Here is a 12,207-nt window from a genome sequence, read left to right as displayed (position 1 = left end):
AATAAATGAAACAAAACTGGATTTACCCGCTATTAATCGTAATAGCGGCTAGTAGTTATGGAGTATTATCAACAATTGTAAAAGTGGCAATGCAGCACGGCTATACTTCGTCAGAAGCTGTTACTAGCCAGTATTTCGTTGGATTTTTACTCGCACTCGTACTTTTTGTAGTAACACAACGCACATTACCGAAGCTTTCAAAAAAAGGCGCTATCACTTTGCTTTTAGCCGGAACATGTACAGCGATTACCGGTATTGTTTACGGACACTCCCTTAATTATTTACCTGCTTCATTGGCAGTTGTTATGCTATTCCAATTCACATGGATTGGGTTGTTTATGGACTGCTTCCTGAAAAGACGTCTGCCAACTCGTATTGAATTAATTTCATTAGTATTTTTATTTGTAGGTACGATTTTAGCAGCCGGTGTGATTGATGTAGATTTATCGCAGATTGCTTGGCAAGGATGGGCACTAGGTTTACTCGCTGCCTTTACTTTTGCAGCATTTATGCAATTTAACGCTCAGCCTGTTGAAGGGGTGACAACGATTGGACGTACATTTATTTTATCTGTTGTGTCACTGATTATCGTATTCATCTTCTTATCACCTGAAATTGTATGGAACGGCCAATTAACTGGCGGTCTTTGGAAGTTCGGTCTGGCACTCGGACTCTTCGGTATTATCTTGCCGATTTTACTATTTTCGATTGCCGCGCCAAAAGTCGGTGGTGCACTTGTCCCAATTTTAAGTGCAATGGAGCTGCCAGTAGCAATTACAGTTTCCGTCATTGTATTAAATGAAAGTTTAACACTTCTACAAATTTTCGGTATCGTATTTGTACTATTTGGTATGGTATTGCCATCTTATTTCGCTTCAAAAAAAGTGCGTGTTATCGATCAAAAACAACAGCTGCCCTGAATTTAGGGCGGCTGTTTTTCTTTTATTCCGGTTAATTCACTTTATTTATTTGAATTGATAAAATTTTCTAATAATTGTAGAATGAGAATATTAGGTAGTAGTTTCTATCATTTGATTGGAGGCCCATTCAACATGTTCTTTCAGAATTACCGCAATTTAATAAATGAAAAAGAAGGAATTTTATTTCCTTCCAATAGTTATCGTCAAATGGTTTTACAGCCCGCTTACGATGAGGCACGCAAGCATTTTTTGGATGCGATGCTTCAAATTCATATTGCCCATTTAAAGATGCTAGAAGAACAGGAATTGGTTACCTCAGAAAATGCACGTCGTATCGGTCAAGCTATCCAAAATCTTGATTTGGAATATTATAAAACGCGTGATTATAACCCGCAGTTTGAAGATTTATTTTTTCGTATTGAAAACAAGCTAATCGAACTGGGTGGCGATGTTTCTGGAAATTTACATATTGGACGCAGCAGAAACGATATGGGAATCGCCATTTACCGCATGACACTACGTAAAAAGATGCTCACGCTCATGCAGGAACTTTTGAATTTACGTCAATCGCTAATCGTCTTTGCCGAAGAGCATGTAGAGACGATTATGATTGGCTATACACATACACAGCAAGCACAGCCGACAACGTTTGCCCATTATTTAAAGGCCGTTATTGACCAGCTTACTAGGGACTATAAACGAATGCAGGCCGCATATAATACGATTAACCGAAGCAGTATGGGCGCGGCTGCTTTAACAACTACAGGGTTTCCGATTAGCCGCGAACGGGTGCAGGAGTTGCTTGCCTTTGATGATTTAATCGAAAATGCTTGGGATGCGGTAGCCGGTGCCGATTATATCGCAGAAGCTGCCAGTATCGTACAGCTTGCCGCACTTAATTTAGGGCGCACATCTCAGGACTTTTTACTATGGGCAACACAGGAATTTAATGCTTTTAAGCTGGCCAGTCCATATGTGCAAATCAGTTCCATCATGCCTCAAAAACGCAACCCTGTTTCAATTGAACATACACGTTCACTGCTCTCATCGGTTGTCGGGGATGCGGCAACTGTATTGCAGATGGTTCACAATACACCATTTGGAGATATTGTCGATACAGAAGATGATATGCAACCTTATTTATGGCGGGCAATCGACCGGTTAGTCGGAATTTATAAGCTATTTGCAGGAATGATTCTCACGATGGATGTGAATAAGGAGAATTTACTGAAGCGTGCACAAAACAGCTTTGCCAATGTAACAGAGCTTGCCGATTCCCTTGTCCGCTCCGAAGGTATTTCATTCCGTCAATCACATAAAATTGTTAGCCTTTGTGTGCGGGAGCTGATGGCAAATAATAAAGAATCGCTTGCAAGCCTGACATGGAATTTGGCAAATGAGAAATGTGTGGAAGTTACAGGAAAGACGCTTCAAATTAATGAGATTGCTTTTTACCAGGCCATTCAGCCGGAATACTTCGTTAATATTCGTACATTAAAGGGAGGTCCTGCGCCTGCAACAATGCGAAAATCACTTAGCCAGGCACAAGATGATACTGTCCATCTTGAAAATTGGCTGAGAGAAAAAACAGAGGCAATTTTAAAGGCCGAAAATGGATTGGAACAAATTTTAAAGGGGTGGACGGAACATGAGTAATCGTTATGTATTAGCCGTTGATGGTGGTGCATCAAAAACAATAATGACTATTCGCTCTACAGATGGCCGTGAACTATTTACCGCAACTTCCACAGGCTCAAATTACCAAGCTGTTGGAATCGAACATGTCCAACATGTATTTACCGGCCTGCTCCGGAGTGCAGCAGCTCATTTACCAAGTCTGTTTATTGATATCGCGATATTTGCACTTGCCGGCATTGATACAGATCAGGACAAAAAGATTATCGAAGAGATTATTGAAGAAAGTATCGCCCGCTCCCCTTTTACATTCGGTCAAATTATTATAGAAAATGATGTTGAAGCAACTTTAAAGGGGCTCGGGAAAAACAATGTCAGCCTGCTAATTTCCGGTACAGGGGCTATTTGCTACAGCCTTATGAATGATCGGATTAGCCGCGGCGGTGGCTGGGGTCATCGGATTGGCGATGAAGGAAGCGGTTACTGGATCGGAAAACATATTGCAAAAGCAATTTTCCGCGCTGCCGACGGGCGAAATAAACCGACTTTATTAACAGAGCTTGTTTTAGCTGGTCATCATGTCAACAGCACAGATGAATTGTTCAATCTCATTTATTCAGCGGATTATACAAATGCGCGATTGGCAAGCTTCAGTTCCTACTTACAACAGGCAGTCGAAATGGAAGATACTGTTGCACAAAAAATTATGCAAAAGGCAGCAGATGAGCTTGTATTATTGGCAACAACGACATTGAAAAATGCCGGTTACTCCAATATAGCCCATACACTTTTTTTAAATGGCGGAATACTAAAAAACAATCCCTTGCTTGTTGAGTTAATAACTACACAGCTCCAAAAAACACATCCGAAGATAACGTTAAAGTTATGTGAGGAAAAGCCGATTGAAGCTATCTTTAACCGCGGCTTACGTGAATTAAATGGGGCACAACCCGTAAAGTAGACATAGAAAATCCCCTTTTGCAGTAGTTGCTGAAAGGGGATTTCTTCTTTTATTTCACTACATTCTCCTGGCTTCCAAGCTTTGAATCGATTAACCCTTTTGCCTCATCCTTCATCTCATCTGTAATCGATAAATATACTTTTCCAAGTGCAGTTAAAATAATAAATGCATCATCCGTCAAACCGACTAAAGGGAGAAAATCGACAACTAAATCGAATGGTAAAATGAAGTACCCCAGCGCTCCTAAAACAATGAGTTTACTCGATTTAGGCATGTCCGGGCTACGCAGGGCAACGTAAAGTGTCGCCGCTGCATGCACCGCTTTATAACCTAAACCTCCACCGAAGTTTTTCAATTTATGCAGAAACTTTTTATCTGAATAATGTTGGTCTTGACCTTCAACCATTTTTTCGAAATTATATTGTTCGCTCATACTCATGCTCCTTTCCTTGCTATTACATTAGTATTCCTCAAATATGCGACTCGTAATCCTATACGTTTTCGCTATTAGAAAAGATTCATTTCGTATTTTGTCTTTTATGTAGGAAATTTATCCAAAGTTGCTGAAAAATTTTCGTTGGATTCAATACTTCATCGTAGTAAATGATTGAATTTTTCCGGAGCTTTGCATGACCGATCGGCACCTCGTATACAGGAACTTTTCGTCTTATCGCCTCTATCAGCATATTCGTGTCATAGTGATAAGACTCTCCTTTCACTTTACATAGCCATGGCAGATGTTTTCTTGGAATATAACGTAATCCTGTTTGAATGTCGAGCAAACGTTTACGAATAAACAGTTCAAACATCATCGAATAAGCACGATTTTGAAGTTTGCTAATGAACGGGTAGTCTGAATCTTTAAAATCACGAATCCCTAAAATAATCCCATCCGAGAAAATTTTCGTACTTGATAGCACTTGCTCAACATCCAACACCGAATGCTGACCATGTGCACCTACTGTAATAATTCCCTTTGTACGCAGTCGGGATTTTAGAATATATTCCATCCCAGTTTTAAGTGCGCGGCCTTTCCCTAGATTTTGGTCATGTGTTAATACATCGCAACCTTCTTGCTGTAATTGTTCAAACAGACGGTTATATTTTTCTTCACTGCCATCATTAATGACAATAATACGAGCGATCGGCAATGCACGCAGTTTCCTGACAAATTCCAGAAGGGCCGGTAAAGGGTTTAGCGCTGGAATCATAATAATGACTTGCTCCATTTTACATGCTCCTTAATAAAATATTTATGGGAACTATATAGGTTAATGCGATTGATCGGACTGTAAAATCTCAACAGGAATATGCCGGAATTTTTTAACATCAAACAATCCTGTATCGGTAAGCTTAATGTCAGGGATTACCGGCAGTGCCAGAAATGATAATGTCAGAAACAGATGATAATCGAGCGTAGGATGAATGGTATGCAGTCCTTCATGTAATTTTTTCAGCTTTTGCTTCGCCTGTTCTGCAGGAATATCTGTCATAAGACCTGCGATTGGCAGACTAAAAGAAGCAATCACTTCCCCATCATTAACTACGACTAGTCCGCCTTCTATCTCTTGAAGTGCATTAAGTGCGATTAGCATATCTTCATCATTTGTTCCTACGGCAATCGCATTATGTGAATCATGGGAAATAGTTGTCGCTACAGCACCGCTTTGAATACCGATACCCTGTACAATTGCAACTGCTTTTGTCCCAACATGGTGGTGGCGCTCTACCACTGCTAGCTTCAATAAATCCTTTTCGATCGATGGTACAAATTGTCCGTTTTCTACATCTACTTCCACTTCTATCCGTTTTGTAATGAGTTGGTTTGGTACAATTTTAATAACATTTGCCCGGTTTCCTTTAAACCGCAGGCGTAAATCTTCAATTGTAAGTTTTGTTAAGTGCATTGACTGTAAAATAGATCTCTCCACAGTAGATTTTTCCGGGATTGGTGAAAGTATTTCTCCACTTTCCGCAACTTTTCTTCCATTTTTCCATACAGCGCGTGCTTTCATCGTCTTTAAATCATCAATTATTATAAAATCTGCGTCATAGCCTGTAGCAACAGCACCTTTATTTACTAAATGATAGCATTCCGCAGCATTTATTGTAGCAAGCTGAATCGCCAGTAATGGGTCCATTCCTTCTGAAATCGCTAGGGCCACTGCATAATTGATGCTCCCTTGCTCTATCAATTCATCCAAATGCTTATCATCCGTACAAAAGGCAAAACGACGCGAATTAGCCATTGTTACAGCAGGTAAAATGGCTTTAAGGTTTTTGGCTGCAGAACCTTCCCGGATCAACACATACATCCCCTGCTCCACTCGGTCCAATGCTTCTTCGGCCGTCACACATTCATGGTCCGTTGTTATGCCGGCCGCCCGGTAGCCACGTATTTGTGCACTTGTTAAACCTGCACAGTGCCCATCGATGACCATCCCGTTTTCTTGAGCAAGCATTAACTTTGCGAGCATTTCCTTTTCCCCATTTAGTACAGCAGGAAAATCCATCACCTCTGCCAAACCTAGTACACTTTTATGTTGAACAAATTCCTCTAAATCCTTTGCAGTCAGCACTGCGCCCGCGTTTTCAAAAGAGGTGCCCGGTACACTGGATGGCAACATATAATAAATATCCATTTCCACATTTTCTATATCCTGCAGCATAAATCTCAGTCCAGCTTTTCCTGCGACATTCGCAATTTCATGCGGGTCTGTAACAACAGTCGTTACACCATGGGGAAGCACGATTCGGTTAAACTGTTTTGGCACCACCATAGAAGATTCAATATGAATATGTGCATCAATAAAGCCCGGCACAATATACTTTCCGTGCGCATCTATTATTTCTTCTGCTTCAAATTCACCCGGCTCGGAAATCGCAACAATTTTTCCTTCTGCTACTACAACATCCCCTTGTCGCCACCGCAAATTAAAGACATCTGCAATTTGTGCATGTTGAATAATGAAATCTGCTTTTCCCCGTTTTTGGGATTGATCGATGATTTGCTTCATATGCCACCCACCCTTTTTATTTCAAACTATCATACAATATTTTCTATCAGTAACTAAATAAAAAGGGAACGCTCATAAATTGCACCGTCCCCTTTTCAATATTCCCCCGAATCTTGCTTTCCGGGCAATCTTTTTAACTTTGTACCATAGCTGCTTCTAATTGTTGCAAGAATACTTTTTTAGCTTTTTCGATATCGACTTGAAGCTGTTGCTCTTGCAATGCTTCACCAATCACAGCAATTGCCTGCTCCAGCATTTCCGCCGTCGTATTCCCCATATGTCCGATTCGGAATGCTTTTCCTGCTAAGTGGGCTAAAGAACCCGCTACAATAACGCCGCTTTTTGCCAAGCTTGCTCGAAACTTGGCATCATCAATACCTTCAGGATATAAAATACAGCTCAATGTCGGTGCTGCTACTTCCTCATTAGCCAATGGTGTCATCCCGTACGAACGCAGTGCAGCACGGATTGCTTTACCAAATGCGATATGACGCGCTTCACGTTTTTCCATACCCTCTTCTAATACAATATTTAATGCAACATCATATGCGTAAATTAAGTTCACTGGAGGCGTCGCAAAGTACATTGCCGGGTTTTCCATAATTGCGCGCCAGTTATGTATATCCGCATAATAAGCTGGCACTGTCCCGATCTGTTCACGGGCAGCCAGTGCCTGTTGACTGAAAGCAACAATCGCCAGCCCAGGAGGAATACCAATCGCCTTTTGAGATCCTGTTAACACAATATCAATTTTATAGTCGTCTTCACCGTAAGCTTTACTCATATCCTCTTGCAATGCTGCTGTTGCGACAACACCATCGACAATAACAAGTGCCCCAGATGCTTTAATAATCGGTACAAGTGTCTCTAAATCGGACATAACCCCTGTTGATGTATCCGCATGTGTAATTGTAACCGCCTTATAATTGTTAGCCTTCAATGCTTCCTCAACAAGCTTTGAGTCTACACGCTCACCCCATGTTGACTGCAGTACATCGACTTCAATTCCAAACGCCTTTGCAAGTGGTGTAAAACGGTCACCGAAGTAACCGTGACTAATAACAAGCAGACGTTCACCTTTTGCAATAGTATTTACTATTGCCATTTCCATTGCCAATGTTCCTGATCCTGCTACAACATACACTTCCCCATCTGTATTAAATAACTTTTTTGTATTGGCAAGTGCGTTTTTAAATGTTTCCACAAACCGAGGATCCGTATGCCCTCTCGTTTCACTTGCCAGGGCGTCATAAATCTCATCCATTACCGGTGTCGGCCCTGGTACTAATAATAATTCTTTATTTTTCATTGTAATTACTCCCTTTTCACAATAGTAAAAATATTCTATCTATATAATATTCTCTATATCAGATTAAAACTCCTTCATTTTTAAAAAATAGAAAATGCCTTTCTAGCCCCATCCAAGCTAAAAAGACATTTATCTCTATAAAAACCCCTAAGTTTTCCTTATATGTTGGGAGGCAACCCCATACTAAACCGCGTTCCAATTCGATTTAGTAATTATCGTAGTAGTCAAGCTGTTCAAGTTCAAAAAGTTATTCCCCTTCTCCATCCTACGTTTCTTTCAATAACCGCTTCGGCATAACGTCTATTTACTAAGTGCACATTCCCCAATGTCACTTGAATCGATATGATAGAAGAAAAGGAATAAGTTAATCCGTAAAAGCAGTTCCCCGTTTATGAATCTATTCATAACACTGCCTATAAAATCTTAATCTTATACAAATTGCTCTGTTTCAGTAGAACCTGACATCGCAGTTGTCGATGATGTACCACCTGAAATTGTTTGTGATACTTCATCAAAGTAACCAGTACCTACTTCACGTTGGTGACGAGTTGCAGTGTAACCTTTAGACTCTGCAGCAAACTCAGCTTGTTGTAGCTTAGAGTAAGCAGCCATTCCATTGTCTTTGTAGTCATGCGCAAGCTCGAACATACCAAAGTTTAAGCTGTGGAAACCTGCAAGTGTGATGAATTGGAACTTGTAGCCAAGTTTCCCTAATTCACGTTGGTACTCTGCAATTTCCTCATCCGATAATTTAGCTTTCCAGTTGAATGATGGCGAGCAGTTGTACGCTAACATTTTCCCTGGGAACTCAGCGTGGATTGCAGCAGCAAACTCACGAGCTTCTTCTAATGATGGGTGAGAAGTCTCGCACCAGATTAAGTCTGCATATGGTGCATAAGCTAACCCGCGTGCAATTGCTTGCTTAATACCTGGTTTAGTACGGTAGAATCCTTCTGGAGTACGTTCACCCGTTAAGAACTCTGCATCGCGTGGGTCAATATCTGACGTTACCATGTCAGCAGCATCCGCATCTGTACGTGCGATTAAAATTGTATCAACGCCTGCCACATCAGCAGCTAAACGTGCAGCAATTAAATTACGTACAGCGTTTTGTGTTGGTAATAATACTTTCCCGCCTAAGTGTCCGCATTTTTTCTCAGAAGCTAATTGGTCTTCTAAATGCACACCAGCTGCACCCGCTTCAATCATCCCTTTAACTAATTCGAATACGTTTAGAGGACCCCCAAAGCCTGCTTCCGCATCAGCTACAATCGGCGCAAACCAGTCAAAGCCATCGTCGCGGCCTTCTGCATGGTCGATTTGGTCAGCACGTTGCAGTGCCTGGTTAATACGCTTTACTACTGCCGGTACAGAGTTTGCTGGATATAAAGACTGGTCCGGATACATTTGACCAGAAAGGTTTGCATCAGCCGCTACTTGCCACCCCGATAAGTAGATCGCCTGTAAACCTGCCTTTACTTGCTGTACTGCCTGATTCCCCGTTAAAGCACCTAAAGCATTAATGAAAGGCACTTCGTGTAATGACTTCCATAAACGAGCTGATCCTCGTTTTGCTAATGTTTGCTCCTGGATGAATGAACCTTGTAACTTTACAACCTCTTCTGCTGTATAGCCACGCTCAATTCCTTTCCAGCGCTGGTTTTCTGCCCAATCCTTTTGTAAAGCTTCGATTCTTTCTTGACGAGTTGACATAATAAATTTCCACCTTCCCCATTGTGTATGGATATTCTGTTAGAAAAATTTGTAATTGCCTGTTCCATAACAGAACATCTTGCTGTAATATAATGTATAACAGAATGTTTAACTTTTCATTATTTTCTGACAAATTAACTTTAATTTAGGATGAATGTGTATATTTGGAGGATGAATTGACATTTAGGCAATAATACAGAGGGAGTGGATTTGCATTGTCACTACAAAATATTGAGATCGAAAAGAACATTTTAAATCAGTATAAAATTATTTTAGAAGATTGGATTCCTCAAGATGCATCGATTGCAATAGCAGTAAACAATCGCTTTATTTATTTCAGTACAGGTCATCACCATTTTTCATTGAAAGTAGGTTCCGATGTACCGAAAGACAGCATTGCTTATAAAGTACTTCAAACAGGTAGAAAAGTAGATGCTGTTATGGAAAATACACTTTTTGAATCACCTTATTATGCAATCGGGTATCCGATTTTGGTAAATGGCGAACAAGGTGCTTTAGTTGTCGTCTTGCCCCCGTTATTTAAAGTAAAGAGTTCAGATATATATCAGTTTTTAACAGGTAAACAAATGGAAGATTGGGTACCGATTTCAATCGACCAAATTTCGCATATTGAAAGTCTGCAAAAGCGGACATGGTTTTATTCCAAAGGAGAACAATACAAAACAGCGATTACATTAAAGGAGCTGCAGACTCGATTGCCAAATAACTTTCTTCGCATTCATCGTTCCTATATTATTAATATTTGCTATATAAAGAAAATCTCTCGGGATTTGACTTCCAATTTTATTGTACAGCTGAATGATGGTGTGGAATTGCCAGTTAGTCAATCGTATATAAATAACTTGCGGGTCGTTCTGGAGTTTTAATATATGATGGATTTTAGAGTGGGCATTACAGGGTTTTAAAAGTTGAAATTCAATAAAATAAAACAAAAAACCCACTGATTACTCAGTGGGTTTGCGTTGTGCGAAGCGACGTCCTACTCTCACAGGGGGAAGCCCCCAACTACCATCGGCGCTAAAGAGCTTAACTTCCGTGTTCGGTATGGGAACGGGTGTGACCTCTTTGCCATCATCACTTCACTATAGTGGGCTTTAAATAAGCCTATGTAAAAGAATTTCATTCTTTCAAAACTGGATAAACGTTTCATTGAATTGAGCAATAAAATGTGGTTAAGTCCTCGACCGATTAGTATTCGTCAGCTGCATGCGTCACCGCACTTCCACCTCGAACCTATCTACCTGATCGTCTTTCAGGGGTCTTACTTACTTGCGTAATGGGAAATCTCATCTTGAGGGGGGCTTCATGCTTAGATGCTTTCAGCACTTATCCCGTCCATACATAGCTACCCAGCGATGCCTTTGGCAAGACAACTGGTACACCAGCGGTATGTCCATCCCGGTCCTCTCGTACTAAGGACAGCTCCTCTCAAATTTCCTACGCCCACGACGGATAGGGACCGAACTGTCTCACGACGTTCTGAACCCAGCTCGCGTACCGCTTTAATGGGCGAACAGCCCAACCCTTGGGACCGACTACAGCCCCAGGATGCGATGAGCCGACATCGAGGTGCCAAACCTCCCCGTCGATGTGGACTCTTGGGGGAGATAAGCCTGTTATCCCCGGGGTAGCTTTTATCCGTTGAGCGATGGCCCTTCCATGCGGAACCACCGGATCACTAAGCCCGTCTTTCGACCCTGCTCGACTTGTAGGTCTCGCAGTCAAGCTCCCTTATGCCTTTACACTCTACGAATGATTTCCAACCATTCTGAGGGAACCTTTGGGCGCCTCCGTTACTCTTTAGGAGGCGACCGCCCCAGTCAAACTGTCCGCCTGACACTGTCTCCTACCCCGCTAAGGGGCATGGGTTAGAAGTTCAATACAACCAGGGTAGTATCCCACCGACGCCTCCTTCGAAGCTGGCGCTCCGAGATCTCTGGCTCCTACCTATCCTGTACAAGTTGTACCAAAATTCAATATCAGGCTACAGTAAAGCTCCACGGGGTCTTTCCGTCCTGTCGCGGGTAACCTGCATCTTCACAGGTACTATAATTTCACCGAGTCTCTCGTTGAGACAGTGCCCAGATCGTTACGCCTTTCGTGCGGGTCGGAACTTACCCGACAAGGAATTTCGCTACCTTAGGACCGTTATAGTTACGGCCGCCGTTTACTGGGGCTTCAATTCACAGCTTCGCTTGCGCTAACCGCTCCTCTTAACCTTCCAGCACCGGGCAGGCGTCAGCCCCTATACGTCACCTTACGGTTTTGCAGAGACCTGTGTTTTTGCTAAACAGTCGCCTGGGCCTATTCACTGCGGCTTCTCTAGGCTATGCACCCAAAGAAGCACCCCTTCTCCCGAAGTTACGGGGTCATTTTGCCGAGTTCCTTAACGAGAGTTCTCTCGCACACCTTAGGATTCTCTCCTCGACTACCTGTGTCGGTTTGCGGTACGGGCACCTCTCACCTCGATAGAGGCTTTTCTTGGCAGTGTGAAATCAGGAACTTCGCTCATACGAGCTCGTCATCACAGCTCAACGTTATAGTATGCGGATTTGCCTACATACACGCCTTACTGCTTGAACACGCGCAACCAACGGCGTGCTTACCCTATCCTACTGCGTCCCCCCATTT

At 42.0% G+C, this 12,207-nt stretch carries 9 protein-coding genes and 2 rRNA genes (1 of these 11 cut by a window edge); 4 read left to right on the top strand and 7 right to left on the bottom strand.

Features of this window, described 5'->3' with window-relative positions; translation table 11 throughout:
- Window positions 1-5: 5 nt before the first annotated feature.
- The 3 genes from MKY07_RS00685 to MKY07_RS00675 all read left to right on the top strand — a co-directional run bounded on the left by MKY07_RS00685 (window position 6) and on the right by MKY07_RS00675 (window position 3,516).
- Window positions 6-920: a DMT family transporter gene (locus tag MKY07_RS00685; RefSeq protein ID WP_008407421.1), complete on the top strand. Its 915-nt coding sequence runs from the start codon at window positions 6-8 to the stop codon at window positions 918-920.
- A 132-nt stretch (window positions 921-1,052) separates the two neighbouring features.
- On the top strand, window positions 1,053-2,576 hold the full coding sequence (gene argH, locus MKY07_RS00680; RefSeq protein WP_008407419.1) for an argininosuccinate lyase: 1,524 nt from the start codon (window positions 1,053-1,055) through the stop codon (window positions 2,574-2,576).
- Entirely contained in the window at window positions 2,569-3,516 is a 948-nt protein-coding gene (locus MKY07_RS00675; RefSeq protein WP_014825060.1) for a BadF/BadG/BcrA/BcrD ATPase family protein, read from the top strand. The genes argH and MKY07_RS00675 overlap by 8 nt, the downstream gene beginning before the upstream one ends.
- Before the next feature lie 49 nt (window positions 3,517-3,565).
- On the opposite strand, the gene MKY07_RS00670 is transcribed toward MKY07_RS00675, so the two are convergent.
- From MKY07_RS00670 to aceA, 5 genes are all read right to left on the bottom strand, one after another.
- A complete protein-coding gene (locus tag MKY07_RS00670; RefSeq protein WP_008407415.1) occupies window positions 3,566-3,949 on the bottom strand; it encodes a DUF1232 domain-containing protein in 384 nt (127 codons plus the stop codon).
- Between the two features lie 85 nt (window positions 3,950-4,034).
- On the bottom strand, window positions 4,035-4,745 hold the full coding sequence (locus MKY07_RS00665; protein ID WP_014825062.1) for a glycosyltransferase: 711 nt from the start codon (window positions 4,743-4,745) through the stop codon (window positions 4,035-4,037).
- A 42-nt stretch (window positions 4,746-4,787) separates the two neighbouring features.
- Window positions 4,788-6,533, bottom strand: coding sequence for an adenine deaminase (ade, locus tag MKY07_RS00660; RefSeq protein ID WP_339263475.1), 1,746 nt, complete (start codon window positions 6,531-6,533; stop codon window positions 4,788-4,790).
- Window positions 6,534-6,666: 133 nt separating this feature from the next.
- Window positions 6,667-7,842: an alanine--glyoxylate aminotransferase family protein gene (locus MKY07_RS00655; protein WP_014825064.1), complete on the bottom strand. Its 1,176-nt coding sequence runs from the start codon at window positions 7,840-7,842 to the stop codon at window positions 6,667-6,669.
- 429 nt (window positions 7,843-8,271) lie between these two features.
- Entirely contained in the window at window positions 8,272-9,555 is a 1,284-nt protein-coding gene (gene aceA / locus MKY07_RS00650; protein WP_008407410.1) for an isocitrate lyase, read from the bottom strand.
- A 215-nt stretch (window positions 9,556-9,770) separates the two neighbouring features.
- Between aceA and MKY07_RS00645 the strand changes: the two genes are divergently transcribed.
- Window positions 9,771-10,442: a LytTR family DNA-binding domain-containing protein gene (locus MKY07_RS00645; RefSeq protein WP_339263474.1), complete on the top strand. Its 672-nt coding sequence runs from the start codon at window positions 9,771-9,773 to the stop codon at window positions 10,440-10,442.
- A 100-nt stretch (window positions 10,443-10,542) separates the two neighbouring features.
- Here the strand turns inward: MKY07_RS00645 and rrf are convergent.
- Both rrf and MKY07_RS00635 read right to left on the bottom strand, forming a co-directional pair.
- A 5S ribosomal RNA gene (rrf, locus tag MKY07_RS00640) occupies window positions 10,543-10,658 on the bottom strand.
- 86 nt (window positions 10,659-10,744) lie between these two features.
- Window positions 10,745-12,207: ribosomal RNA gene (locus MKY07_RS00635) — 23S ribosomal RNA — on the bottom strand; it runs 1,466 nt beyond the window's last position.

Origin of the sequence: Solibacillus sp. FSL W7-1472 (genome assembly GCF_037969775.1) — a bacterium.
GTDB lineage: Bacteria > Bacillota > Bacilli > Bacillales_A > Planococcaceae > Solibacillus > Solibacillus silvestris.
This window is presented reverse-complemented; position numbering and strand designations above follow the sequence as displayed.

Excerpts from the sequence above, each read along its gene's own strand:
- MKY07_RS00685 (WP_008407421.1), top strand. The coding sequence starts at position 6 with ATGAAACAAAACTGGATTTACCCGCTATTAATCGTAATAGCGGCTAGT.
- argH (WP_008407419.1), top strand. The coding sequence starts at position 1,053 with ATGTTCTTTCAGAATTACCGCAATTTAATAAATGAAAAAGAAGGAATT.
- MKY07_RS00675 (WP_014825060.1), top strand. The coding sequence starts at position 2,569 with ATGAGTAATCGTTATGTATTAGCCGTTGATGGTGGTGCATCAAAAACA.
- MKY07_RS00670 (WP_008407415.1), bottom strand. The coding sequence starts at position 3,949 with ATGAGCGAACAATATAATTTCGAAAAAATGGTTGAAGGTCAAGACCAA.
- MKY07_RS00665 (WP_014825062.1), bottom strand. The coding sequence starts at position 4,745 with ATGGAGCAAGTCATTATTATGATTCCAGCGCTAAACCCTTTACCGGCC.
- ade (WP_339263475.1), bottom strand. The coding sequence starts at position 6,533 with ATGAAGCAAATCATCGATCAATCCCAAAAACGGGGAAAAGCAGATTTC.
- MKY07_RS00655 (WP_014825064.1), bottom strand. The coding sequence starts at position 7,842 with ATGAAAAATAAAGAATTATTATTAGTACCAGGGCCGACACCGGTAATG.
- aceA (WP_008407410.1), bottom strand. The coding sequence starts at position 9,555 with ATGTCAACTCGTCAAGAAAGAATCGAAGCTTTACAAAAGGATTGGGCA.